Source organism: Streptomyces sp. NPDC030814, from assembly GCF_055572155.1.
In genome coordinates this window covers 245,375-271,006 of the sequence record NZ_JBVIDX010000006.1, presented here as the reverse complement: position 1 = coordinate 271,006, position 25,632 = coordinate 245,375, and the positions used below count along the sequence as shown (strand labels likewise).

General features: G+C 73.0%; 20 protein-coding genes and 1 pseudogene. 10 read left to right on the top strand and 11 right to left on the bottom strand.

What is annotated here, in order from left to right; all coding sequences use genetic code 11:
• Nucleotides 1-250 precede the first annotated feature (250 nt).
• Entirely contained in the window at nt 251-856 is a 606-nt protein-coding gene (locus ACZ43N_RS15985) for a SigE family RNA polymerase sigma factor (protein WP_099966939.1), read from the top strand.
• Nucleotides 853-2,394 carry an ICP22 family protein gene (locus tag ACZ43N_RS15980; RefSeq protein WP_468097974.1) on the top strand — a complete coding sequence of 514 codons (1,542 nt, stop codon included), beginning with the start codon at nt 853-855 and terminating at the stop codon, nt 2,392-2,394. Before ACZ43N_RS15985 ends, ACZ43N_RS15980 begins: the two co-directional genes overlap by 4 nt.
• A 144-nt stretch (nt 2,395-2,538) precedes the next feature.
• On the opposite strand, the gene ACZ43N_RS15975 is transcribed toward ACZ43N_RS15980, so the two are convergent.
• A complete protein-coding gene (locus ACZ43N_RS15975) occupies nt 2,539-3,450 on the bottom strand; it encodes an SURF1 family protein (protein WP_468097972.1) in 912 nt (303 codons plus the stop codon).
• A 75-nt stretch (nt 3,451-3,525) separates the two neighbouring features.
• Complete coding sequence (locus tag ACZ43N_RS15970; protein ID WP_468098171.1) at nt 3,526-3,915, bottom strand: nuclear transport factor 2 family protein; 390 nt, start codon at nt 3,913-3,915, stop codon at nt 3,526-3,528.
• 222 nt (nt 3,916-4,137) lie between these two features.
• Between ACZ43N_RS15970 and ACZ43N_RS15965 the strand changes: the two genes are divergently transcribed.
• A complete protein-coding gene (locus ACZ43N_RS15965; RefSeq protein WP_468097971.1) occupies nt 4,138-5,967 on the top strand; it encodes a S9 family peptidase in 1,830 nt (609 codons plus the stop codon).
• A gap of 87 nt (nt 5,968-6,054) precedes the next feature.
• On the opposite strand, the gene ACZ43N_RS15960 is transcribed toward ACZ43N_RS15965, so the two are convergent.
• On the bottom strand, nt 6,055-6,711 hold the full coding sequence (locus ACZ43N_RS15960; protein ID WP_468098170.1) for a sigma-70 family RNA polymerase sigma factor: 657 nt from the start codon (nt 6,709-6,711) through the stop codon (nt 6,055-6,057).
• 274 nt (nt 6,712-6,985) lie between these two features.
• Complete coding sequence (locus ACZ43N_RS15955; RefSeq protein WP_468097969.1) at nt 6,986-7,636, bottom strand: hypothetical protein; 651 nt, start codon at nt 7,634-7,636, stop codon at nt 6,986-6,988.
• Between the two features lie 309 nt (nt 7,637-7,945).
• Here ACZ43N_RS15955 and ACZ43N_RS15950 point away from each other — a divergent pair, with 309 nt between their 5' ends.
• Nucleotides 7,946-9,889, top strand: coding sequence for an NAD-binding protein (locus tag ACZ43N_RS15950; protein ID WP_468098169.1), 1,944 nt, complete (start codon nt 7,946-7,948; stop codon nt 9,887-9,889).
• Between the two features lie 223 nt (nt 9,890-10,112).
• Here ACZ43N_RS15950 and ACZ43N_RS15945 read toward each other — a convergent pair whose 3' ends face one another.
• Complete coding sequence (locus tag ACZ43N_RS15945) at nt 10,113-11,300, bottom strand: GTP-binding protein (RefSeq protein WP_468097968.1); 1,188 nt, start codon at nt 11,298-11,300, stop codon at nt 10,113-10,115.
• 5 nt (nt 11,301-11,305) lie between these two features.
• Nucleotides 11,306-11,476 carry a 50S ribosomal protein L32 gene (gene rpmF / locus ACZ43N_RS15940; RefSeq protein WP_055717714.1) on the bottom strand — a complete coding sequence of 57 codons (171 nt, stop codon included), beginning with the start codon at nt 11,474-11,476 and terminating at the stop codon, nt 11,306-11,308.
• Between the two features lie 218 nt (nt 11,477-11,694).
• Here rpmF and ACZ43N_RS15935 point away from each other — a divergent pair, with 218 nt between their 5' ends.
• The 3 genes from ACZ43N_RS15935 to ACZ43N_RS15925 all read left to right on the top strand — a co-directional run bounded on the left by ACZ43N_RS15935 (nt 11,695) and on the right by ACZ43N_RS15925 (nt 14,161).
• Complete coding sequence (locus ACZ43N_RS15935; RefSeq protein WP_468097967.1) at nt 11,695-12,759, top strand: permease; 1,065 nt, start codon at nt 11,695-11,697, stop codon at nt 12,757-12,759.
• A complete protein-coding gene (locus ACZ43N_RS15930; protein ID WP_468097966.1) occupies nt 12,756-13,508 on the top strand; it encodes a TIGR03943 family putative permease subunit in 753 nt (250 codons plus the stop codon). The genes ACZ43N_RS15935 and ACZ43N_RS15930 overlap by 4 nt, the downstream gene beginning before the upstream one ends.
• Nucleotides 13,509-13,663: 155 nt before the next feature.
• A complete protein-coding gene (locus tag ACZ43N_RS15925; RefSeq protein WP_468097965.1) occupies nt 13,664-14,161 on the top strand; it encodes a hypothetical protein in 498 nt (165 codons plus the stop codon).
• A 275-nt stretch (nt 14,162-14,436) separates the two neighbouring features.
• Here ACZ43N_RS15925 and ACZ43N_RS15920 read toward each other — a convergent pair whose 3' ends face one another.
• Nucleotides 14,437-15,258 (bottom strand): glycosyltransferase family 2 protein, encoded by an 822-nt coding sequence (locus ACZ43N_RS15920; protein ID WP_468097964.1) that lies wholly within the window; start codon nt 15,256-15,258, stop codon nt 14,437-14,439.
• Between the two features lie 274 nt (nt 15,259-15,532).
• The gene (locus tag ACZ43N_RS15915) at nt 15,533-19,684 is read right to left on the bottom strand and encodes an nSTAND1 domain-containing NTPase (RefSeq protein WP_468097963.1); all 4,152 of its coding nucleotides are present in this window, start codon (nt 19,682-19,684) and stop codon (nt 15,533-15,535) included.
• A gap of 644 nt (nt 19,685-20,328) precedes the next feature.
• On the opposite strand from ACZ43N_RS15915, the gene ACZ43N_RS15910 reads away from it, so the two are divergent.
• Both ACZ43N_RS15910 and ACZ43N_RS15905 read left to right on the top strand, forming a co-directional pair.
• Nucleotides 20,329-21,624, top strand: coding sequence for an FAD-dependent monooxygenase (locus ACZ43N_RS15910; protein WP_468097962.1), 1,296 nt, complete (start codon nt 20,329-20,331; stop codon nt 21,622-21,624).
• 155 nt (nt 21,625-21,779) lie between these two features.
• Nucleotides 21,780-22,136: pseudogene (locus tag ACZ43N_RS15905) on the top strand (LacI family transcriptional regulator); the annotation flags it as partial.
• Here ACZ43N_RS15905 and ACZ43N_RS15900 read toward each other — a convergent pair.
• Nucleotides 22,126-22,653, bottom strand: a complete 528-nt coding sequence (locus ACZ43N_RS15900; protein ID WP_468097960.1) for a hypothetical protein — start codon at nt 22,651-22,653, stop codon at nt 22,126-22,128. The pseudogene ACZ43N_RS15905 and the gene ACZ43N_RS15900 overlap by 11 nt on opposite strands.
• Nucleotides 22,653-22,805 (bottom strand): hypothetical protein, encoded by a 153-nt coding sequence (locus ACZ43N_RS15895; RefSeq protein WP_468097959.1) that lies wholly within the window; start codon nt 22,803-22,805, stop codon nt 22,653-22,655. Before ACZ43N_RS15895 ends, ACZ43N_RS15900 begins: the two co-directional genes overlap by 1 nt.
• 124 nt (nt 22,806-22,929) lie before the next feature.
• Between ACZ43N_RS15895 and ACZ43N_RS15890 the strand changes: the two genes are divergently transcribed.
• Nucleotides 22,930-23,526 (top strand): TetR/AcrR family transcriptional regulator, encoded by a 597-nt coding sequence (locus tag ACZ43N_RS15890; RefSeq protein ID WP_468097957.1) that lies wholly within the window; start codon nt 22,930-22,932, stop codon nt 23,524-23,526.
• A gap of 291 nt (nt 23,527-23,817) precedes the next feature.
• On the opposite strand, the gene ACZ43N_RS15885 is transcribed toward ACZ43N_RS15890, so the two are convergent.
• The gene (locus tag ACZ43N_RS15885) at nt 23,818-25,431 is read right to left on the bottom strand and encodes a multicopper oxidase family protein (protein ID WP_468097956.1); all 1,614 of its coding nucleotides are present in this window, start codon (nt 25,429-25,431) and stop codon (nt 23,818-23,820) included.
• Between the last annotated feature and the right edge of the window lie 201 nt (nt 25,432-25,632).

Below are 25,632 nucleotides of genomic sequence, written 5' to 3'. Positions count from 1 at the left end.
GGGAAGAGCTGGTACGCATGAGGGCGTTCGACGCGCTGTCCGCCGTTCGGTCGGCCGTGCGAGGCGGTGCGCGCGGCGCACGGCCGGGCATGGATGCCGTGCGAACAGGCGCTCGGTCTGACGCAAAAGTGATGCCTGTCGCGTACAACCCCCACGGGGGGATACGGGTCCAACAGGCGTGGCAGAGGTACTCGACTTCACCGCGGTTCAGACGAGGGGCACCGCCCTGCGTCCACCCCGCCGTCCCCGCATGCCCGGTCCGCCCGGCGGCATGCCGGTGATCGCGCCCATGCCCGCGGCGCGGCCCACCCGCATCCCCAGCCAGCGCGACGGCGCGGAGGACACGACGACGCTGCCGGCCTCCGGCACGACCGTCGACCATCTCACCGAGACCTACCGCGCCCACTACCGCTCGCTCCTCGGACTCGCGGCCCTCCTCCTCGACGACACCGCCTCCTGCGAGGACGTCGTGCAGGAGGCCTTCATCCGTGTGCACTCCGCGCGCAAGCGCGTCCGCGACCCGGAGAAGACGCTCGCCTATCTGCGCCAGACGGTCGTGAACCTCTCCCGTTCCGCCCTGCGCCGCCGCATCCTCGGTCTGAAGCTGCTGTCGAAGCCGATGCCCGACATGGCGAGCGCGGAGGAGGGCGCCTACGACCAGTTGGAGCGCGACTCCCTCATCAAGGCGATGAAGGGCCTGCAGCGCCGCCAGCGAGAGGTCCTCGTGCTGCGCTACTTCGCCGACATGACCGAGGCGCAGGTCGCCGAGACCCTCGGCATATCGCTGGGCTCGGTCAAGGCGTACGGCTCCCGTGGCATCGCGGCCCTGCGGGTCGCCATGGAGGCGTCGGCATGAGCGGCAACGCCAGGGACGACGGGCACGACGAGCTCGGCGCCCGCAGGCGGGCCTCCTGGGGCCGCCGGGACGACGAGCGCACCGAAGGGCAAGAGCGGGACCGGCGCGTCGGGGGGCGCGGGCTCGACGAGCACGAAGACACGCAATCGCACGCTGGGAACGGAACTGTGAATCACGGCCCCGAAGAACAAGGCCCCACCAAGGGTCAGGGTCTCGAAGGCCGCGGTCCGGACGAGCCGGCTCCGGACGACCTGCGCGCGGACGACCCGGCCCCCGCCGAGGCGCAGACCAACGCTCCGGGTGCGCCTGGGACCCGCTCCGGCGACGTCGGTCCGGGCGAGGCGCGCTTCGACGACCCCGATCCGGGCGAGACGGGCTCAAAGGGCTCGGACGGCCCGCATGGCTTGAACGGTACGAAGCCGGCCGGGTCGGCGGCGGACCTCCTGGGCTTCGGCCTGTCGGAGTCGGCGCCGCGGGCCGAGTCGGACGGTTCCGCTCCGAAGGGGCTGGACGGAGCCGGTCCCCAGGGGCTCGGCGGGTTCGACTCGGACGAGCTGACCCTGCGGAACCTGCTGCACCAGGCCGTGTCGGAGATCGAGCCCCGTGACGGCACCCTGGACCATCTGCGGCGCGCGGTACCGGCCCGGCGGGCGCGCAAGCGTCAGGCCGTCGTCGGGATGGCCGCCGCCGCGCTCTTCATCGGCACGGCGATCCCGGCCCTGGTGCACGTCTCCCACTCCAACGGCTCCGACGCCGACCCCTCGGTCGTCGGCCACGGCTCGGCGACCCACGGGAGCGAGGGCCAGTCGAAGGGGCAGACCGGCGGCAGCGGTTCGTCGGACGGCTCCTCCGGCGGATCCAAGAACTCCGGCAAGGACAGCGGCAAGGGCAAGGGCGACAAGGGCAAGGGATCGTCCGCCGGCGTGCCCGGCGGCACCGAAGCGACGCCCACCGCCGCGAGCGCGACCCTGTGCACGTCCGGCCAGCTCAGCGGCAGCGCCAGCGTCGGCGCCCCGGACTCCGGCGGCGCGGTCTACGGCAGCTTCCGGGTGTCCAACGTCTCGGGCTCCAGCTGTACGGTCGCCGGCGCGGGCGGGGTGAGCGCGACGCCCCAGGGCGCCGCGGACGCCGCCAGGATCACCGTGGTGAGCCATGCCGCGGGCGACGTGGCCACCGGACTGCCTGACCCGGCGTTGTCCCTGTCCCAGATGGTGCTGGAGCCTGGGGCCGCGTACGAGGTGCGGTTCGCCTGGGTGCCCTCCGAGCCCTGCCCCTCCACCAGCGGCGGCACCACCGACGGCGGCGGCAACGGCGGCACGGATCCGACCCCGGACCCGACGCCCACGCAGGAGGACCCGGGCACCACCGCCGACGGCGGCAGTTCGATGTCCACCCAGCTCGGCAGGGAGGACGGCGTGGCAGACGGCAGCATCGTCGTCTCCCACACGGCGGAGGGCGGCGTCGCCACGTACTCCACCGGCGTCGCCAACGCCTGCGCGGGCACGGTCTACCGGACGGGCCTGCTCGCGGCGTCCTGACCGCGCGCCGACCGTCGACCGTGCGGGAACCGCTCCGGGCGGTGCCCGCACGGGGCCCGGGCACCGGAACCCTTCCTGGGAAGCGGTCCGTACCGGCCCGCCCGGTCCATCCGTTCGGGCCCGGCGCCGCGGGGCGGCTCGGCCCTACTGGGCGGGCTCCGCTTCCCTTGACCGGTCCTCGTCGGAACGGTCGTCTCCGGAACGGTCCTTCTCGGAACGGCCGTCTCCGGAACCGTCGTCCCCGGACGTCCCCTCCTTCGGGTCCGTCCCCTCCTTCGGGTCCGTCGTGCGGCTCTCGTCCGTGCCCAGGCCCAGCTGCGCGTCCCGGATGAACTCGACCTCGCGGCGCAGCAGCCGGAACCACATGAAGACGACGAAGCCGGCGAAGACGAACCACTCGCCGGTGTAGCCGAGGTTCTGGAAGGCCTTGAGGTCGAGCCCGGTGTCCTGCGGTGCCGTCGCGGGCACGGCCTCCATCCCCGAGTCGGCCTTGTCGAGCGTGACCCACGCGTCGTACAGGTCGTCCGGCACCAGGTTCACCAGTGTGGCGGCGCTGATCGCGCCGGTCTGGCCGACCGGGAGACCGCCCTGCATGGGCACACCGTTCGAACCGGGTGTCTCGGACGCCTGGAGCGCACCGGTCACGGTGACCTCGCCGGTGGGCGCGGCCGGGGCCCGGTCCGGGTCGGCGGCGCCGGGCAGCCAGCCCCGTACGACCGGCAGGGACTTGCCCCCGTCGGTGCGCAGCAGTGTCAGGACGTAGAACCCGTCCTTGCCGTCCAGCTCACGGTGGGGGACCAGGAGCTGCTTGCCGTACCGTCCGCTCGCGGTGACCAGCTCGCCGGAGGTCTCCTTGTCCACCGGCAGCAGCTCGTCCAGCGGCCGGGCCGGGGCCCGGTCCGCGGGGTCGACGCGCTCGGTCGCCGTGCGGTGGTCCTGCATCCGGTCCTCGAACCGGCTCAGCTGCCACGACCCCATGTACACGCAGAAGGGGATGGCGAGCAGCACGAAGACGTTGATCCCCCACCATCGGGGCGTCAGCAGAAACCGGTACACGCCTTCCACCGTACGGTGCCCGCACCGCCCGCCCGGCCGCGGGGTCGGCCGGGCCGGGCGGCCGGTGGGGCGGGCTCAGTACCGCTCGACGAGGTGCTCCCGGCCCGCCGGCGGCTCGTACGGCTCGGGCCAGAAGTCGGTGACGGAGGTGATCCGGCCGTGCGCGTCGCCCGTGAAGAAGGAGATCGCGTGCATCTCCTCCAGCCCCACCGTGACGTGTATCCAACTGACGACATGGCCCGGCTCGGCGACGATCCGCTCGACGCGGGCGTGCCAGTCGGCCGGATAGTCGCGGTTGAACCGCACATACCGCTCGCGGCCGCGGATCCGCTCCCTCGTCTGCGGCAGCTCGTACACCACGTCCTCTGCCAGGGTCCCGGCGAACGCGGCCCAGTCGCGGGCCTCCGCGGCGGCCCAGTACGTCTCGACGGTCCCGCGCAGCCCGTCCGCCGGGGTGTCCGTCATCGGAGTATCGCTCGTTGAGGTCATGCGGCGAGTCTGCAGCCGACCACTGACAATCGGCCCCGGGCCACCCAGGCGGTCGGCCCCGGGCCGCCCGGCCGCAGTCGGCCCCGACCTGGGCGTTCACCGGTTGTCCACAGGGGTGGGGGTGCGGCCGGACGGAAGTTTTCCACAGGCTGGGGGTCTCGGTGACGCAATGTCCGACGGGCGGGGCAGTATGGGGCCATGACTGAGAGCAACGGGGCCACCCCGCAGCAGCAGACCGGGTCCATGCCCGACTGGGAGAAGAGGTTCCGGGCGCCGAGGGTGTCGCTGCCGGACTGGGCGGAGGACGCGCCGCACCGCTCGCTGTTCGTCTCCAACGCCACGGGGACGTACGAGTTGTACGCGTGGGACCGTGTGACCGGCGAGCAGCGCCAGGTCACGGACCGGGCCAACGGGACGACGGACGGGGTGCTCTCGCCGGACGGCGAGTGGATCTGGTGGTTCGACGACAAGGACGGCGACGAGTTCGGCGTCTGGCGCCGTCAGCCCTTCCACGGCGGCCCGGACGAGGAGGCGACGCCGGGCCTGGAGGCGTCGTACCCGGCGGGCCTGGCCATCGGCCGCGACGGCCGCACGGCGGTCGTCGGCCGCTCCACCGACGAGGACGGCTCGACGATCCATCTGGTCCGGCAGGGCTCCGCCCCCGTCGAGATCTACCGGCATCGCGAGTCGGCCGGCGTGGGCGACCTCTCGCACGACGGTTCGCTGATCGCCGTCGAGCACACCGAGCACGGTGACGCGATGCACTCGGCGCTGCGCGTGGTCCGCCCCGACGGTACGACGGTCGCCGAGCTGGACGACACCAAGGGCGGCACAGTCGAACTGGGCCTCGAGGTGCTGGGCTTCGCCCCCGTCGACGGCGACACCCGACTGCTCATCGGGCACCAGCGCAGGGGCCGCTGGGAGCCCCTGGTCTGGGATGTGGCGTCCGGTGAGGAGACCGACCTCGGCCTCGCCGACCAGCTGGAGGGTGACCTGAGCGCCGAGTGGTATCCGGACGGCTCCGCCCTGCTCGTCGTCCACAGCTTCGAGGCCCGCAGCGAGTTGTGGCGCTATGAGCTGTCGACCCGCCGTCTGGAGCGCGTCGAGACCCCGAGAGGCATGGTCTCCGGGGCCACGGCCCGCCCCGACGGCGGTGTGGAGTACCTGTGGTCGTCGGCCGCCGAACCGCCGGTCGTGCGGTCCACGACGGGCGAGGTCGTCCTGGACCCGCCGGGCCTGAAGTGCCCGGGCTCGGTTCCGGTGGAGGACGTGTGGGTGGAGAGCCCCGGCGGCCGGGTCCACGCACTCGTCCAGCGCCCCGTCGGCGTCTCCGGCCCGTACCCCACGCTCTTCGACATCCACGGCGGCCCCACCTGGCACGACAGCGACTCCTTCGCCGCCGGCCCGGCCGCCTGGCTCGACCACGGGTACGCGGTGATCCGCATCAACTACCGCGGCTCCACCGGCTACGGCCGGGCCTGGACCGACGCCCTCAAGCACCGGGTCGGCCTGATCGAGCTCGAGGACATCGCGGCCGTCCGCGAGTGGGCGGTGAGCACCGGCTTCGCCGACCCCGACCGCCTCGTCCTGACCGGCGGTTCCTGGGGCGGCTACCTCACCCTCCTCGGCCTCGGCACCCAGCCGGACCTGTGGAGCCTCGGCATCGCCGCCGTCCCCGTCGCCGACTACGTCACCGCCTACCACGACGAGATGGAGGCGCTGAAGGCGATGGACCGCACCCTCCTCGGCGGCACCCCGGAGGAGGTCCCCGAACGCTTCGCGGCCTCCTCCCCCCTGACGTACGTCGACGCGGTGAAGGCCCCGGTCTACATCTCCGCCGGGGTGAACGACCCGCGCTGCCCCATCCGTCAGATCGACAACTACGTCGACCGACTGGAGGCCCGCTCCGCCGTCCACGAGGTCTACCGCTACGACGCGGGCCACGGCTCCCTCGTCGTCGACGAACGCATCAAGCAGCTCCGGCTGGAACTGGACTTCGCCGCACGCCATCTGGGGGTGGGTGCCTAGCGCTGTGACCGGAAGGGCTCACCGGCTCGCGGCGTCCGGCAATCCTGTCCGGTCACAGCACCGGCGATCCCGCTTCCCGCGCACCGCTCAGGCGGCCGCCGGCGCCGCCGGCTTCCGAGGCGCCGCGGTGTCCCGGGGCGCCTCGGCCGCCATGAGCAGCTCCACCAGGGTCGCCCGGGCCCGGGCGACCCGTGAGCGCACCGTCCCCACGGGGCACGCGGTCAGCCGTGCCGCGTCCTCGTAGGGCAGCCCCAGCACCTGTGTGAGCACGAACGCCTCGCGCCGCTCGTCGGGCAGCGCGGCCAGCAGGTCGGCCAGCGCGATCCCGTCGTCGAAGCCGGGCAGCCCGCTCGGCTGGGCCCGTTCCACGGCCAGCCGCCAGTCCGGTACGTCGGCCGGCCGGGGCCGGGCGGCCGCGTACCGGAAGCTGTCGGTCACCGCCCGCCTGGCGATGGACAGCAGCCAGGTACGGGCCGAGCAGCGGCCCTCGAACCGGTGCAGGCTGCCGAGCGCCCGCAGGAAGGTGTCCTGGGCCAGGTCGTCCACCGCCTGGGGATCGGCGCAGAGATGGGCGACGAAGCGCCGGACGTCGCGGTGCAGGGCGCCGACGAACCGCTCGACGGCCTCCGGGTCGCCGCCGCGCGCGGCGAGCGCCCAGGCGGTTATCGACTCGTCGCTCGACGCCGGTCCCGACCGGCCCGGCCGAGCCGACCGGGCCGACCGGGCCGACGGGGGAGCGGGCAGGGTGACGGGGACGGCAGAGGGCGTGGGGGTGGTAGGGGTGGGCACCTGAAGTCCTTCTCGGGTCATCGGGGACGCGCGGACGCGGCGGCCGGTGGACATCACGGCACGTGCGTCGGCGATCCGGTGGGGAAAGGCGGCCGTACCGGGGCGCCGACCTGGGCGCCGCGGGTACGACCGAGGCCCGAGGCGCGCACGGCTGTGCGAACGAGACGCGGGCATGCGCGGACGCATGGCCCGCATGGCTCGCACGGCTGCCCCGGGGCAACGGCTGCCGTCAGCTGACAGCAGTCCTGGCGGGCGGTCCCCGAGAGGTGAGGGTGTGGACGAGGAGGAGACGGCGCGGCGAACGATCCGAACGGCCGCGGCGCACCCGCGGACGCGGCCGCTCCGGCGGCGGGGTGAGCGCGAGCGACATCAGCAGCGGCGCGGCCAGCCAGCCGGCCACGGCCCGCAGCAGCCCGAAGGCGGCGCGCTCGCCGTACGCCAGCCACAGTCCGCACAGCAGCGCGGCCAGCAGATGCGCGGCGAGCATGCCGGCCGAGGCCGAGAACGGCCCGTCCACGAGGTACCCGGTGTGGTCCACATGGCTCATGGGACCGCCCGAGCCCATGTGGGCGGTGTGATCCATGTGGCCGGAGCCCATGTCCATGGAACCGGCACCGGCGCGGTGCGACGGCTGTGCGAACGAGAACCCCGAGTGGAGGACGGTCTGGGCGGCGAGCACGACGGACACGATCAGCGGGAGCCCTCGCTCACGGCCGGCCAGACACCAGCCGACCCCGCCGGTGGCGGCGGCCGCCGTTCCCATGGCCCACCAGGGGACCGGGCTGCCGGACATGGTGACGTGGCCCAGGGCGGCGAGCAGCACACAGACGGCCGCGAACATCGCGGCCCGGACTGTGCGCGAACACCACCCTGCGATCATGGCGCCCCGTCCTCGCATGCGGACACCGGTCGTCACCCCCGTCCCCCTTGAGTACGGATGTCCACCCGCGGTCGCACTCACACCCTCAACTGTGATCCGGATCACGCGGAGACCGGCCGACTTCATAAGGCAGGCTTCTGCTTCGTGGGGAGCCCTTCGCAGCAGAGCAGCCAGCCCGGTCCGGGCCGACAGGCAGGTCCGGCCGACCCGAACTCCCAAGCGGCGCCGGGCACACCGGCCGTCCCGCCCAGACCCGGCATTCTCGCCGGACTCGGCGGGCAGCGCGGTCCGGCCGACTCCGGGGCGCACATGGTGGTCTGCGGCGACGACGGGCTCGCGCACCGGCTCGCCGCGGAACTGTGCACGGTGTACCGGGAGCAGGTGACGCTCGTGGTGCCGCCGACCGCGCGGGTGGCACCCCGGCCGGTGGTGGGCCGCACCCGGGCCGCCGCGATCCTCGACCGGGTCTCCGCGGCGGTCAACCGCGCGGCGGGCAACGGCGATCCGGCGACCGCCGACCGCACCGGATCCGGGAACGGCCGGAACGCGGCGCCGGGCATCGCCCCGCACGGCGAGCGGCTCCTGGAGGCAGCCGAGGCCACCGAGGCGGTCCTCGCCGAGGCCGGGGTGGAGCGGGCCGCCGCACTGGCGCTCGTCTATGACGACGACGAGACGAACATCCGGGCCGCCCTCACCGCCCGGCGGCTCAACCCGAGGCTGCGGCTCGTCCTGCGGCTCTACAACCGCCGGCTGGGCCAGCACATCGAGGAACTCCTGGACCGGGCCGCCGCCTTGGCCACGGGCGGCGACGCCGGCGACGGTATCGACGGGTTCGGCGCCTCCACGACCGTCCTTTCCGACGCGGACACCGCCGCGCCCGCGCTGGCCGCGACCGCCGTGGCCGGCACCACCAAGGTCGTCCAGACAGACGGGCTGATGCTGCGGGCCGTGGAGCGTCCGCCGGGATACACCGCCCAGGGTCCCGGCCGCGGCCTGTGCACGCTCGCGCTGCTGTCGGCCACCACCAACGACCCGGCGGGCGCCGACGGTTCGGAGGGCAGCGGGGAGCGCGGCCCTCAACTCCTGCCCGACGAAAGGGCCGTGGCCGGGGCCACCGGACGCGGGTCCATCGTCCTGGACACCGTCCGCTACGCGGGCCCCGCGCTGCCGCCGGGCCGGTCGGGCGGCGGCCCGCTCGGGGCGATCGGCGCCTTCAGGTCGCTGTTCTCCCGACGGCTGCGGTGGTCCCTCGCGGGGCTGGTGGGCTGTGTGTTCGCCCTCGCCGTCGCGCAGATGGTGACGACCGGGGAGCATCCGCTGCGGGCGACGTACGTGACACTGCTCGATCTCTTCGCGATCAACGACCCGGCGACCGAGGGAAGCGACTCCCGGAAGATCCTTCAACTGCTCTCGGGCCTGATGGGCTTACTCCTCCTGCCCGTGCTCCTGGCCGCCGTGCTGGAGGCCCTGGGCACCTTCCGCAGCGGCTCCGCCTTCCGGAAGCCGCCGCGCGGCCTCTCCGGCCATGTCGTCCTCCTCGGCCTCGGCAAGATCGGCACCCGCGTCCTGGCCCGCCTGCGCGACCTGCACATCCCCGTGGTGTGCGTCGAGGCCGATCCCGAGGCCCGCGGTCTCGCGGAGGCCCGGCGGCTGCGGGTGCCGGTGGTGCTGGGTGATGTGACACAGGAGGGCGTGCTGGAGGCCGCGAAGATCAACCGCGCCAACGCGCTGCTGGCGGTGACGAGTTCGGACACGACGAACCTGGAGGCCGGCCTGTACGCCCGTTCCGTACGGCCCGACCTGCGGGTCGTCCTGCGCCTCTACGACGACGACTTCGCGACCGCCGTGTACCGCACGCTCCGTGCCGCCCACCCCCACGCCCTCACCCGCAGCCGCAGCGTCACCCACCTCGCGGCGCCCGCCTTCGCCGGCGCGATGATGGGCCGCCAGATCCTGGGCGCGATCCCCGTCGAGCGCCGCGTCCTTCTTTTCGCCGCCGTCGAGGTCCGGGGGCACCCCCGGCTGGAGGGGCGCACCGTGGCCGATGCGTTCAGCGCGGGGGCGTGGCGGGTCCTGGCCCTCGACACGGCCACGGATCCCGCGGAGCGGGCCGGCGGCCCGACCGCCGGGTCGGGCCCGATCTGGGACCTGCCCCCCACGTATGTGCTCCGCGCCGAGGACCGCGTGGTTCTGGCCGCGACCCGCCGCGGCCTGGCGGAACTCCTGGGCCGCCGGACCCGGTCCACGTCCTAGGGGGGCCGGGGCGCCCGGTAGCTCGGGGGTCACTGTCGTCGGGCGGGTGCGGGTGGGTTCGTGGTTTCTCGCGCAGTTCCCCGCGCCCCTGGAGGGACGGGCCTACGGCCCGCCCTCCCCCGGAAGGCGCCGTTGAAAAGCACGGGGCGCAGCGGTCGCTTTCAGGGGGCGCGGGGAACTGCGCGAGAAACCACGACGCACCCGCACCCGCGGCTCCGAGCCCCTAGGCGCCCAACTCCACCTCGTGCTCACACCGCTCCTCCACCCCGAACGTCTCCCACAGGGGAAACGGATCCTCGAAGCCGGCCGAACCCCCCACCTCCCCGTCCCGCACCAGGCACTCACCCAACGCGTCGCGCAACGCCTCCCCGCGCAACCCGGCCCCGATGAACACCAACTCCTGCGCCTCACCGGCGGAGCCACCCCGCACCGCCGACGGCTCGAAGCGGGCCACCGACCCCGCCTGCGACCACAGGCCCACCACCAGGGGCCGGCTCGCCAGCGTGAAGAACCCCTTCGACCGCAAGACCTCCCCGAAGCGCCCGCTGTCCAGTTCCTCGGTCACGAAGGTCCACAACCGTCCGGGATGGAACGGGCGCCCGGCCCGGAACACGGTCGACGAGATGCCGTACTCCTCGGTCTCCGGCACGTGGTCCCCGTTCAGCTCCCGCACCCACCCCGGCGCCTCCTGCGCCCGGTCCAGGTCGAACAGCCCGGTCCCGAGTACCTCCGACACCCGCACCCGCCCGTGCCGGGCCGGTACGACCCGAGCGGCCGGGTTCAGCCGCGCCAGGGTCGCCGCGAGCCGCTCCGCGGCCGCGGCGTCCACGAGGTCCAGCTTGTTCAGCACGATCACATCGGCGAACTCGACCTGATCGATCAGCAGATCGCTGACGGTCCGCTCGTCCTCCTCGTACTGGTCGAGCCCCCGCGCCACCAACTCGTCGCCACCCGCCAGTTCCGGCAGGAAGTTGACGGCGTCGACGACGGTGACCATGGTGTCCAGCCGGGCGAGATCCCCGAGCGTGGCACCGTCGTCACGCGCGAAGGCGAAGGTCGCGGCGACCGGCATCGGCTCGGAGATCCCCGAACTCTCGATGAGCAGATAGTCGAAGCGCCCCTCACGGGCCAGCCGGTCGACCTCCTCCAGCAGATCGTCGCGCAGGGTGCAGCAGATACAGCCGTTGGTCATCTCGACCAGCCGCTCCTCCGTCCGCGACAGCGCCGCCTCACCGCCGCGCACCAGGGCCGCGTCGATGTTGATCTCGCTCATGTCGTTGACGATGACCGCGACCCGCAGCCCCTCGCGGTTGGCGAGGACATGGTTGAGAAGGGTGGTCTTGCCCGCGCCCAGGAAGCCGGAGAGCACGGTGACGGGCAGCCGGTCGGGTCCGTCGTACGCCGTGGCCACCGCGCTCAGCCCTCGGGGTGGATCAGCCCGCGCTCGTACGCCTTCAGCAGCCGCTGCGGTACGAGGTGGGTGACGCCGTCGACGGTGAAGGGCACCAGCTGCGGTGTGCTCGCCTTCCACTGGGCGCGGCGGTGACGGGTGTTGCTGCGGGACATCTTCCGCTTGGGCACGGCCATGGGGTCCTCCTCGACGAACGGCGGAATGCCGCACGAGACGCTACATGAAAATGGATCCCATTACGAAAAGGGGGTCCGCCTCGCCTCCGCGCCCGGACAGACCTGTGGCGCGCGTCGCAGTGCGGCACCTGAGCGAGAACGCCCTCGCCGCCGTATGGGAGGGGAGGTCGCACCGACCCGCGCAGCACAGCCGTACCCGTACGGAGGTACCGTCCCCCGTGGCCATCACCAAGGAAGCCCCCGACCGGCCCGGTCCCGGCGCCCAGGGCGGCTCGACCGCACCGCACGACCCGGACGCGCCGCACCCTCCGAGCGCACCGCAGGATTCCCGCGGCCGGCACCTCAACTCCCCCCTCCTCCTCACGATGCTGCTGGTCCTGGCCGTCGCCGCGCAGGGCCCCCTCCGCCGCGTACTGGCCGCGCCCGTGACGCAGAGCTGGATGACGGTGTTCGTGGCGGTGGTCGTCCAGGCGCTGCCCTTCCTGGTGCTGGGGGTGCTCCTGTCGGCGGTGATCACGGTGTTCGTGCCCCCGTCGTTCTTCGCCCGAGCGCTGCCCAAGCGGCCGGCGCTGGCGGTTCCCGCGGCGGGTGTGGCCGGTGTGGTGCTGCCGGGATGTGAGTGCGCGTCGGTGCCGGTCGCGGGCGCGCTGGTGCGGCGCGGGGTCACCCCCGCCGCGGCGCTCGCCTTCCTGCTCTCCGCCCCCGCCATCAATCCGATCGTGCTGACGGCGACCGCCGTGGCGTTCCCGGGCAACCCCGAGATGGTGCTGGCCAGGCTCGTGGCGAGCCTGCTGGTGGCGTGCGCGATGGGCTGGCTGTGGCAGCGGCTGGGGCGCGGCGAGTGGATGCGCCCGCCGGAGCGGCCGTCCTACGAAGAGCTCGGCAAGGGGGCGGCGTTCTGGGGCTCGGTGCGGCACGACGTGATGCACGCGGGGGGCTTCCTGGTCGTCGGCGCCGTGGCGGCGGCCACCCTCAAGGCGGTCGTCCCGGCGAGCTGGCTGAACGCGGCCGCGGACAACCCGCTCATCGCCATTCTGGCCCTCGCCGTGCTGGCCGTGCTGCTGTCGATCTGCTCCGAGGCGGACGCGTTCGTCGCCGCGTCGCTGACCCAGTTCTCCCTGACCTCCCGGCTCGCCTTCCTGGTCGTCGGGCCGATGATCGACCTGAAACTCTTCGCCATGCAGACCGCCACGTTCGGCCGCGCCTTCGCCCTCCGCTTCGCCCCCGCCACCTTCGCCCTCGCGATCCTGGTGTCGGCCCTCGTCGGGACGGTGCTCCTGTGAACCGCCACGCCCAGACCGTCGTCCTCTTCCTCACCGGCGGTGCCCTCCTGCACGCCGGGTCCACCGACCTCTACCTCCGCTACGTCAAGGCGGGCCTGCAGCCACTGCTCATCGGCGCGGGCGTGGTGCTGATGGCGGCGGCGCTGGCGACCCTCTGGTACGAACGCCGGGCGGTACGGAGCCGGCGGGAGCAAGGACACGAGCAGAACCAGGCGCACGAGCCCGAACGGCACGCCCACCGCGAACCCCGTGTCTCCTGGCTCCTCGTCCTCCCCCTCCTCGCCCTCGTCCTGGTCGCCCCGCCCGCCGCCGGCTCGTACACCGCGATGCGCACCGGATCGGCACTGCAGGAGCAGCCCTGGGGCTACCCGAAGCTCCCCGCCGACGGCCCGCTGAAGCTGAGCGTCGCCGACTACGCGGGCCGTGCCGTGTACGACGGGGGCCGTGCCCTCGCCGGCCGGCGGATCAAGGTCGCCGGCTTCCTCGCCCTCGACGGCGACGGCGCCCCGTATCTCGTCCGCATGGCCCTCAACTGCTGCGCCGCCGACGCCCAGCCCGTCAAGATCGCCCTCACCGGTGAACTCCCCCCGGTCCTCCAGCCGGACACCTGGATCGAGGTGACCGGCACCTACACCCCGAAGCGCACGAAGGACCCGGTCAACGGCACGGCAGTGCCGTACCTCTCCGTCGCCTCCACCCGCCCGGTCAAGGCCCCGCAGGACCCGTACGACGAGGCATGGAACGGCTGACACCGGCGCACCGGCGCACCGGCGCACCGGCGCACCGGCGCACCGGCGTCCCGCCACCGCGACCGCCCGACCTCCCGGAAGGCGCGCGGCTCTGGATAGCTGACGGGACGTCAGTTATGGTCGCCGGCAACGCCGTACCCGGAGAGGTGAGTGCCGTGCCGACACGTCCCCCGAGCCCGCAGCCGCCCGGTGCCCCCCGCTGGGTCGCGATGTTCTACGAGGCCTCGTCGTCCTCCTGGCGGGTGGGCGCGGAGTCGCCGTACCGGTCGCCCGTGCTGTACGCGGTGGGGGAGATGACCCAGACCCTGCGGGCGCGCGGCGAGGAGCCGGCGGTCACGGTGTGGGGCCCCGCGGGCGGGCCGGGCGGCGGCGCCTGGGAGCGGCACGACCCGGCGGCCCTCGTCGCGGACGCCGCGGGCACCCGCGCGCCCGCCCGGACCGCCGATGCGCCCGCCGCGAAGCCCAGCACGCTCGCCGAGCGGATGACCGGCCGGCGTCAGCAGGTGCTCTTGGCCGGTCTGGGCAAGGCGGGTCTCTACGACCTGGCGCCGGACGACCTGGCGGCGGTCCGGGCCGTCGTCGACGGTCTCGACGAGACCACCGTCCGCAGGGTGGCCCACTGGCTCACCGCGGCGGGCGCCGGCCGTCCCTGAGCGCTGTCCCGGGGCGGGGCACTGGGGCCTGTCGTTTGGATCACGCCTGGGCCTCCGGGCTTGGCACGCACATCTGCCACGTTGTCGTCGGTCCCCGACTCCCCCACGCGCGAACGACCTCGCGCGGGGGCCCCATCACGTTGGCTCCCTCCTCCGCCTTGCAGCCGCACGCACCGAGCCCCGCTCACCGGCAGCCATCAAGGTGCCACAACCCGAAGTCGGCGTGATCCAACGACAGACCTAGGGGGTGTTGTGAAAGTCCCGCACAGCACCCCCTAGAGGCCGCCGTCCTCCCGGTGCTCCCCGCCCGGCCGCGGGCCGTGGCTGTGGACGAGTGGGTCCAGGCGGTCCGGGTAGCTCCAGCGGAACGTGGCCAGGGCGCGGGCGCGGGCTTCTATCACCGCCATGCGGGCGGCTCGTTCGGCCTTGTCGACGTGGGCCGCCTGGCTGGTCGCCTGGCCCTCCCACTTGCGGTAGAGGAGGCCGACCTCGGCGGAGAACCAGCCGCGGCTCACGGAGTTGAGCGCGAGGAGCAGCCCGGTGTCCTCGGAGGCGGGCAGGGCCATCCAGCCGCCGAGCGCGAGCGCCAGTTCGCGGCGGACGAAGAGTGTCGCGGGATGCACGGGCGACAGGAAGTCGTGGGCCGCCCAGTGGTCGAGTACGGATCCTCGCTCTATCGGGCCGTGGTCGGGGTCGCCGGGAAAGCCGAGGGTGGAGCCGTCGGGCAGGACGTCCAGGACGCGTGAGGTGGCCCAGCCGAGGGTGCGGTCGGCTTCGAGGGCGGCCAGATCGCGGGCGAGCGCGCCCGGCGTCAGCCGGTCGTCGGCGTCCAGGACCTTCACGTACGCGCCGTCCGCCTCCGAGAGGGCGATGGTGCGGGCGACACCGGGGCCGCCGGGGCGGCCCTGGCGGAACGTCACCCGGGTGTCGTCGGGGACGAATGGGGCGACGGCGTCCGAGGTGCCGTCCTCCTGGATGACCCAGTGCCACTCCCAGCCGCCGGGTAACCGCTGGTCGCGCAGCGACGCGTAGGCGTCGGCGAGGAAGGGGGCGGAGGGGGCGTGGACGGCGGTGACGACGACGATGCGCCGGGTCACGGCAGCAGCCACCACCCTTCGAGGTGTCGCGTCGATCGGCCGCATGACAACGCCCGGCCGCTGGCGACGGGGGATGCACCAGCGACCGGGCTATGGCCAAGGCTAACAAGGTCGCCCCTGCGACGGGAGTCGACTGTCGGACTGCATGGACAAGTTGTGATCGGGATCACGCCATGAAGAGGCAGTAACCAAACGTTTGTTAGATGGGATGGGATGGCGTGGACGGCGTCCGGACACTCCTCATCGGCCCGGCCCGCACATCCGTCCGCGCAGGTCAACGCCTGTCGGTGTCCTTGCACGGCGGCTCGTAGTCCAACCGCGGCAGGTATTCGTTCCACTTGCTCCGGGTCAGCACGCCCCGCGTGGCGGAGCAGATGTGCCGTACCGCCACGTCCACGTCGAGATTCCACAGCCGTACGGTGTCGGCGCCGCTGGAGACGCCGAGCATGCCGCTTTTCGGGCTGAATGACAGGAAGTTGCCCGTCTTCGCGTTGGGGCTCATCGACTGGCCGATGGGGGAGGCGTCCGCCGGTTCGGAGACGTCCCACAGCCGGACGGTGTTGTCGTTGCCGCCGCTGGCCAGGGTCCGGCCGTCCTCGCTGAAGGTCAGCGACACGACGGCCTCGGTGTGGCCGGTGAGCGGCTCACCGAGCCGGGTCGCGTCGGCGGGGTCGGAGACGTCCCACAGCCGGACGGTGTCGTCGTCGCTGCCGCTGGCCAGCGTGGTGCCGTCCGGGCTGTAGGCGAGGGTGTTGACGGGGCCGCGGTGGTCGGTGAGCGGGGTGCCGATCCGGGTGGCGCGGGCCCGGTCGGCCACGCTCCACAGCCGGATGGTGCCATCCGCGCTGCCGCTGATCAGCGTCCGGGCGTCCGGGCTGAAGGCGAGGGCGAGCACATAACCCTTGTGGCCAGTGAGGGGTTTGCCGAGCGGGGCGACTCGGGAGGGGTCGCCGACGTCCCACAGTTGCACGTCGTGGTCCCGGTAGGACGTGGCGAGCGTGCGTCCGTCCGGGCTGTAGGCCAGCGCGTCCGTGTACCGGATCGGCAGGGTGACGGGCGAACCGTGGGGGACCGGGCGGGTGGGGTCACTGACGTCCCACAGGTGCAGCGTCCGGTTCCCGGTCACCATCGCGAGCGTGCGCCCGTCGGGGGAGAACGCCATCGAGCGGTTGCCGCTCCCCTTCGCCAGGAACTTCTCACTCAGCCGTACGGGCCGGCCGGGCTCCTCCACGTTCCACAGCCGGATCCGGCCGTCGCGCCCGGTCGTGGCGAGCACCCGGCCGTCCGGGCGGAACACCCCCTGCTGGCCGACCATGTCGGCCGTCGGGATCGACCACAGCCGGACCTTGCTGTCACCGCTCCCGGTGGCGAGGGTTCTGCCGTCGGGGCTGAAGCCCAGGGCGTACATCTCGCCGCTGGCCCCGGCGAGCGGCTCGCCGACCTGCGACGGGTACGCCGGATCACGGACGTTCCACAGACTCGCCGTGCTGTCCGCGCTGGCGGCCGCGAGCATCTCCCCGTCGGGACTGAACGCCACCGACCACACGGGGCCGGTGTGCCCGCTGAGCGGGGCGCCGACCGCGGCCGGGCGGCGCGGGTCGGCGACGTCCCAGAGCCGGACCGTGTTGTCGGAGCTGCCGCTGGCGAGGGTGCGGCCGTCCGGGCTGAACGCCACGGAGTGCACCGTGCCGGTGTGGCCTTTCAGCGCCGTGCCGAGCGGAACCGGGGCCCGGGGATCCGCCGTGTTCCACAGCCGTACGGTCCGGTCGTCGCCGCCCGCCGCCAGCGTCCTCCCGTCCGGGCTGAACGCCACCGAGCGCACCGGGGCGGTGTGCCCGGTCAGCGGCCTGCCCAGGGGCTCGGCCCGGGACGGGTCGGACACGTCCCACAGCCGTACGGTCCGGTCCTCGCCCACGGACGCCAGCGTCTTCCCGTCCGGGCTGAAGGCGACCAGGTAGATCGTGCCGTCATGGCCGGTCAGGGGCGCGCCCAGCGACCGGGGCGAGCGGGGATCACGTACGTCCCACAGCCGGATCTCGCCGTCGTCGCCGGCGCCCGCGAGGGTACGGCCGTCCGGACTGAAGACGGCGCTGCTCACCCAGCTCCTGTGCCCGGTGAGGGGCTTGCCCATGGCCTTCGGACGGGACGGGTCGGACACGTCCCACAGCCGTACGGTCCGGTCGTAGCTGGCGGTGGCCAGGTACGTCCCGTCCGGGCTGTAGGAGGTGAGGTAGACGGCGCCGGTGTGGCCGAGCAGCGCGGTGGCCAGCGGGGCGTTGACGATCGAGACCAGCCGGTTGTTGGTGCCCTCGTCGCCGGGTCGCAGCCCGTGTGCCACCAGGTCGAGCTGGGCCGACAGCGACGGATCGGTGTACTGGACGCGGTCCGCCTCGGCGACCACCTGCTCGAACACCGCGTCGTTGCGCTGCTGCCAGGCGACCACCGCCGAGCCGACGGCCACCAGGGCGAGTGCCACCAGGGCGGCCACCGCGCTCCGGCTGATCCACACCGTGCGCTTGCGCAGCCTGACCGCGGCGGCCAGGAACTCCACCGCGCTGCGGGTCAGCAGGGTGTCGTCGGCGGACCTCGCCCAGCTGCGGGCCTGCTCCAGCCGGGAACCCCGGTACAGCAACGACGTGTCGCGGTCCGACTCCTCCCAGGCCCGGCCGTCCTCCTCCAGCCGCTGGCGCAGCAGATGGTCGTTGCGCCCCTCGTCGATCCAGCCCCGCAGCCGGGGCCAGGCGTGGAGCAGCGCCTCGTGGGTGATCTCCACGGTCTCCGCGTCGAGCGTCACCAGCCGGGCGCGCACCAACGCCTCCAGCGACTCCTCCGTCTTGCCGGGGTCCGTCGACTCGTCCGCGAGCTGCCGCCGGGTCCCGCGCCGCCGGGTGGCCTGCGTGTCCTCGCCGAGCCGCACCAGCCGCAGCAGCAGCAACCGGGCCGCCGTACGGGCCGCCGGGTCCAGCCCCGACCAGGCCCGCTCGGCGGTCGCCGCCACGGCTCCCTGGATCCCGCCGGCCGCCCGGTACCCGGCCAGCGTCAGCCGCCCCGCCTTGCGCCGCTGCCAGGTGACGAGCAGCGCGTGCGACAGCAACGGCAGCACGCCCGCGTCATGCGCGCCCCGCGGCCCGTCCGCGCTCACCTCCCGCACGATCAGCTCCGCCAGCCCCGGCTCCAGCTCCAGCCCCACGGCCTTGGCCGGCCCCGTCACCGCCTCCCGCAGCTCCGCCGTCGTCAGCGGCCCCAGCACCATGTGCCGGTGCTGCAACGCGTCGGCCAGCTCCGGATACCCGAGGCACTCCTCGTAGAAGTCGGCCCTGATCCCCAGCACCACGAGCACGGGGGCGACGTCCCCCGCCGCACCGGGCGTGCCCGCCGCGTTGAGCAACTGGATGAACGTACGCCGGTCGGCCTCGTCGGAGGAGAGAGTGAACGTCTCCTCGAACTGGTCGACGATCAGGACGGGGCGGGTGGGGGAGGGGGCGGGGGAGTGAGAGGGGGTGGAGGCGGAGGCGGGGCCTCCGCCTCCGGTGGCGGAGCCTGTGGGTCCGGCGGTGGCAGGCCTCGCGGGTCCGGCGGTGACGGAGGTGTCCTGTCCGGCGTCGGTGGAGGGTGCGCGTCGCCTGGCCCAGGCCCCGACTGCCTCCCGTACCGCATCGGCGAACATCGGGGTGCCGGGCTCGTACGCGGCGGACACGACCTGCGCGAGCTCGGGTATGCGCCGGGTCAGCTCCCCGAGGGGGTCGGCCCCGGGGACGAGCTGGAGGACCTCGCCGACGGAGCCGTTCGCGCCCCCGAGCGCGCCGTCGCGCAGGGCGGGCACCAGCCCGGCGTTGAGGAGGGAGGACTTCCCGGCCCCCGAGGCGCCGACGAGCATGACGAGGCCGCCCGTCTTCTCCACCGCCCGGAGCTGGCCGACGAGGGCGTCCGTGCTGCGTTCCCGCCCGAAGAACCAGCGAGCGTCCTGCTGCCGGTACGAGGCCAGCCCCCGGTACGGGCAGACGCCGCCGGGCACGGCCGACGCATCACCCGGAGGCTGCTGTTCCTCTTCCGCTGACGCGCCGGTCGAGGCGGGCCGCTCGCCGGCCGGGTCGGCCACCGCCCGCTCCCAGAGCCGCTGCCACTGGGCCAGGTCGTAAAGGCCCTTGGACACCGGCGTGGGCCGCGCACGCCGGGCCTCGGGGATCAGGACATGAAGAACCGCGGCCAGGGCGGCGAACTGGGCGGGCACGTTCCTGGCGCGCCGCCAGTCGCTGATCCGCTGGGCGGAGACCCGCACGGGACGCCCGCGTTCATCGACCCTTTGCAGTCGAACGACCGACTCGGAAACACTCTTGAGGGGAGGATTGCCCGCTTCCTTGTACAGCAGCGCGAGACGTTCCGCGAAGGCCGTGCGTGCCCCTGAGTCGTAACTCAAGGCCTCCACCCCTTACTTCCCCCGCTGCGGACATCCGGACCGGAAAACTCACTTTATATGCCTGACCTGCGGCGAAGCTGGCCGGATGCCTCCGGACCCTCCTCGTCGCTGGCCCCGACTGGCAGGATCACGACCAAGCAGCCGCCGGTTCGGGCGGCGCCCTCGCAGGCCACCAGCGCAGCGCACGCAGAGACGACTCATGCCCGCCGTTCGTTTTAGGTCAGCTTCACCGACGCGATCACCGACACCGACGGATGTGATCACCAACGCTCACGGACGCGATCACCGACGATCCGTCCGCCAATACCTCGATCCAGTCCCCTGACGCGGATCGAGCACCCCCGCACCGTTCGGCACCGGTCCCCACGTGGGGAGGGACCGGTGCCGGACGAAGCGCGGCCGACGCCCGCGGGCGTCCTTCACTTCTGAGTGCCCGTCGCCGTTGCCGTCGCCGGTCCCGCCCCTGTCGTTGGCGCGACGCGTGTCGTCGGTCGCCGCGGCCGCATCCCCTCGTCATCGTCCGCCCGCGCACCCCGTCACCGCCTTCCGACCGCAGCCTTGGCCGGCGACCACCAGCGTGCCGCCGGGGATGACATCGTCCCGTTTCGGCGCTATGCCGTTTCCATGCGGTATGCCGAGGGGGAGGCCGGGGGATGGCTGACGCAGGAGCGGACGGCAACACGGACGCCCGCGGGCCGGGCGGGGGCGTACGGAGGGAGGAGGGCCACACCGCATGGCGGCGAGCCCGCCGACCCGACCGGGCCGGGCACCGCATACACACGATCGTCGTCGGTGCCGGCATCGGAGGACTGACCGCGGCGGTGAGCCTGCGCCGCGCCGGATGCGAGGTCACAGTCATCGAGCGCGCGCCCCGCTTCGCCGAGATCGGCGCCGGCATCCAACTCGCGCCCAACGCCACCCGGGTCCTCCGCCACCTGGACCTGCTCGACGCGGTCGCCGCCCAAGCGGCCCGCCCCTCCCACTGGAGCTTCCGCACCTGGTCCGACGGCTCGGAGATCGCCCGCTACCTGCTGGGCCGCGAGGCGGAGGCCGAGTTCGGCGCACCCTACCTCCAGGTCCACCGGGCCGACCTGCACCAGGCCCTCGCGACCGCGGTCCCCGCCCGGTCCGTACGCCTGGGCAGCACCGCCGTGGCGATCGACCAGGACGACGGGTCGGCGTACGTCATGACGGCGACCGGCGAACGCCTGAGCGCGGATCTGGTGGTGGCCGCGGACGGCGTACGATCGCCGGCCCGCCGGTGGCTGTTCGGCGCCGACGAGGCGGTCTTCTCGGGCACGGCGGCGTACCGCGCCCTGCTCCCCGCCGCCGACGTGGCCGACCTGGAGGGCCTCCCCGACTTCGCCATCTGGCTCGGCCCGGACCGCCACTTCGTGCACTACTGGGTGCGCCGCCGGGAACTCCTCAACGTGGTGGCCGTCGTCAAGGCGGAGGCGGCACCGGAGTCCTGGACGGCCCGGGCGGAGCCCGGAGAACAACTGGACGCGTTCGAAGGCTGGGACCGCCGAGTCCTCCACCTCCTCGAACGCGCCGGCCGGATGGGCCGCTACGGCATCCACACCCGCACCCCGCTCGACCGCTGGAACATCGGCCGGGTGACCCTCCTGGGCGACAGCGCCCACGCGATGGTCCCGTTCCAGGCGCAGGGCGCGGCCCAAGCGATCATGGACGCGGCCGTCCTGGCCGACACCCTCAAGGACGCGACCCCGGCCGACGTCCCCAGCGCCCTCGACCACTACGTAAGCCGCCGCCTCGCCACAGCAACCACCGTCCAGGCCCACTCGGCCCAGGCCGGCGAGGACTACCACCTCCCCGACGGCCCCGAGGCGCAGGCACGCAACACCCGCATGGCGAGTTACGCGACGCGACACGGCTTCGGCCCCCAGGCAAGGGCCTGGAGAACCGACCCGACGACACCACCCCGGTAGCCCTCACCCTGGGAGGCGGCCCGACCGGCCTGGCCCTGTCCGCCCAACTCCGCGCGCACCTGCGCGCCCACGAACGAGGTTCCACGTCATCGACCGCTCCGCCGGCCGGGTACGCCGGAACGCGCCCCCATCGGCGACACGGTCCGCCGCCTCACGGACCGAGCGTTCAGGGTGGCCGCGAGGCCGACCCACTCCTGCGCGTCGCCCGCACGCATGTGGTCCCGCGCAACGCCCGGTTGGCCGTCCTCCACCATCCCGACCGCGTCATCGAACAGCATGCCGCCCATGGACGCAGGAACGGATTTGCGACCTGGCTCTTCACCCCGGCGGTCTCCGGCTGGTGCCCCAAGAAGACGCCGCGGGGGCACGGCCGGTGCCCCTCCTCACGGCCTCCGCCACACCCACCGGACCGTGAGGGAGGACCTGGGTACCGAGAAGGTGCTCATGGACGAACGCATGGGCGCCACATCGAGGGCTCGGTCTCAGCGCGCTCCGCCCACATCACCCTCGGCTTTCCGCTCGTTGCCCGTGCTGCACCCGCCATCCGTGCCGGGTGACGCCGCGCGGCTTGTATATCGACAGCGCTGTGGTCGCGAGCAGGACGGCCACAGCAGCCGCGGCGTCGGCCACGAGCTGAACCCTCAGTCCGTTGAGGTCGTCGCCCGACAGGCTCGTCCGTGCTGCCGCGTCCGCCACGCGCTCGGCCACCCGCATGTGCAGCAGAAGAAGGAACGTTGCCGCCACGGTCAGTGCGAGCTTCGCCAGGACCCAGTAGTGGCGCAGAAGTCCCCACGTCGTGCCCAGCGACTGGACGAGGCCGGTCAGCAACGATGCGAACGCCAGCGGGACGATCACATCCCAGCCGGTCGTCTCCATGGCGAGATACGCCCCACGGACCCGCTGGGTGTCCTGGTCGGTCAGACCGACGACGGCGAGGACCAGGAAAACAGCGACCGAGCCGAGCCAGCCGACCGACGACGTCACGTGGGCGGTGAGTGCGAGCCTGCGCAGGGCGGGCGGCATGGCCATCAGTGACCGCCGTGCATGCCGGGACCCATGCCGCTGCCGGTCAGGTGCAGGACGAGGAACAGAGCGACCACGGCGAGCGCCACGAGGCCGGAGATCTTCACCCAGCGCGGGGCGCCGGGAGCTGTCTCGTCGTCGGTCGATGAGCGGGTCATGCGGACTCCCTCGGTCGGATGAGGCCGGGCCTCGGACGTGTCCTCCATGCGCCCACCTTTATCGAGACACTCTGTCTACGTCAAGGCGTGATGTATCGTCACCGTCGCCGCGTACACTGAGCGCGTGCCGAGGCTGTGGAACGAGACCATCGAGGAACATCGGCGCGCCGTGCGCAACGTGGTTCTGGAGACCACGGCGACGCTCGTGGCAGAGCAGGGGCTGCGGGGTGTGACGATGTCGCGGATCGCCGAGGAGAGCGGCATCGGACGGGCCACGCTGTACAAGTACTTCCCGGACGTCGAGTCGATCATGGCGGCGTGGCACGAGGGGCAGATCGCCGGTCACCTTGCCGAACTCGCCGAACTCAAGGACCGTCCCGGCACCCCTGGTGAGCGGCTCGAAGCGGTGCTGGAGCGCTACGCGTTGATCCAGCAGCAGCGGCACGGACATGGGGGAGAGCTGGCCGCCGTCCTGCACCAGGGTGACCATGTGGCGCACGCCGAACAGCATCTGCGGCACTTCGTCCGGGGACTGCTGGCCGAAGCGGTTCAGACGGGCGAGGTCCGGGACGACGTCTCTCCGGACGAACTGGCCGGCTACTGCCTGCACGCACTTGCCGGGGCCGGCACCCTGCCGTCGAAGGCTGCTGTGCGGCGGCTCGCGACGGTGATCCTGGCCGGCCTGCGTCCTCAGGATGCGGGCCGGCCAGGCCCGGCGTGACGCGTAGGCAACGGGGGCGGGGCCGGGCGACCGAGCCCTGCGACTCGTACGGCCGGACCTGGTGCTGCCGGGTGCCGGCGTCGCGTACAGCTTGAGCCATGCCGGGATGCACGGTGGATCCTGCACCTCGCCGCCCCTGGCCGACGTGGTGGTTGCCCTGCCGCAGCGCGGTGCCGACGACCATGCCGAGGATCTCGCCGATCCGGTGTGATGCGCGTACTCTCCTCGGCCGACTCGTCGTCGGCCGAGGAGAACCGGGGAGCGGGCTGCCCCACCCGCACTGCTGCAAGATCAGCTCTGGTAGGCCACCAGGGCCATCATTCCGGCTTCGCCGTGGTAGGCGTTGTGGCAGTGCAGCATCCACTGGCCCGGGTTGTCCGCATCGAAGAACACCGACAATGTCTTCCGCGGAAGGACGATCGCGGTGTCCTTGCGCGGGCCGCCGGTGCCGAGTTGGTAGGTATGGCCGTGGAGGTGCATCGGGTGCCACATGGTGGTGGTGTTGACGAAGTCCAGCCGTACTCGCCGGCCTTGCTCGACCGTGATGGGGCTCGCGGTCGGGTTGTCCATGTCGAACCGCTGGCCGTTGATGGCCCAGTTGTACGTCATCATGCCGCCGGTCAGCTCGATGCGGTGGACCTGATCCGCCGGCTTTGCGGGCAGCCGTACGTCGTCGGCCGCGCGCAGCCGTGACGCGGTGATGACGGTGCCGTCCAGTTCCTTCGGGCGCGTCGTCGGCTTCGGCGCGCTGCCCGAGCTTGTGCGGACCAGCGCCATACCCGTGGTGTTCTTGCCCTCCGCCAGCGCGACGAGGGGGAACACGCCATCGCCCAGGGTGACGAGGGCGTCGTAGCGTTCGCCCATGCCGATCAGCACGGCGTCGACCTGCTGGTGCCGGATCGGGAAGCCGTCGGTGTGGGTGAGGGTGAGCCTGTGGCCGCCGAGGGCGACGCGGTACGCGGTGTCGCCGCCGGCGTTGATGAGTCGCAGCCGGACCCGCTTGCCGGGCTTGGTGCGGAAGACCTCGGGGTCGGCCGGGACGCGTCCGTTGATCAGATGGTGGGGGTACTTCACGTCGCCGGCGTCGCCCCCGAGCAGTGGGCTCCGGGCGCCCATCAACATGAACTTCGTCGACATGCCTGCGCCGGGGGACGGAGACGGTGAGCTGCTCGTCGCGCCCGTGCCGCTGTCCATGTCCATCCCGCCCATGTGGTCGTGGCCGGAGGAGCTGGACGAGCTGCCGGAAGCCTCGCCCGCGTGCATCCCGCCCATGCCCTGCTTCAACTCGGCGAAGACGTCGTCCGGCGTGCCGGTGACGCCGTCGAGCCAGTCGTCGAGGACGACCACCCACTCCTCGTCGTACGACAGTGGCTCCTTGGGGTCCTCCACGATCAACGGCGCGTACAGGCCCCGGTCGAGCTGGACTCCGACGTGCGGGTGGAAGAAGTAGGTGCCGGGAGCGTCCGCGGTGAACCGGTAGGTGAAGTTGCGGCCGGCTCGGACGGCGGTCTGGGTGGCCGGCGGTGCCCCGTCCATGTCGTTGCGCAGGGCGATGCCATGCCAGTGGATGGAGGTGGCGGTCTGGCTCGGCAGCTGGTTGGACAGCGTGGCGGCGAGGGTGTCACCGGCCGAGACGCGCAGTTCCTTGCCCGGGGTCCGGCCGCTGAAGGCCCAGGTGCCGGCCGTGAGTCCGGCGCCCAGGTCGACCTTGGCCTGTGTGGCCGTCAGGGTCAGTTCGTGTGTCCTGCCGCTCTTCGTGCGCTTCTTGTCGGCGGCGCCGACGGCCGGTCCGGAAGGGTTGATCAGGGCAGGTGTGCTGCCGGAGCCGCTGCAGGCGGCGAGCGCGCCCGCGCCCGCGACGCCGAGGCCGGCCAGCAGGACGGAGCGGCGGTTCATGCTGTTCACAGGGATGTCCTCTTCTTGATGTCGCTTCTGTCCGGTCGCGTGCGGGATCGGCTGAGCGCATACGTGAACGTGCGCCGCCGAGGGCGCGGCCTACAGCAGCAATCGAGAGAGAACCGAAAGGTCGGGTGGTGCCCGGCCCGTCGTTCCCGGGACGTCGCGGCCAACGGCTGCGGCGGAAGGGAGGGCCGGAGCACAGCTGAG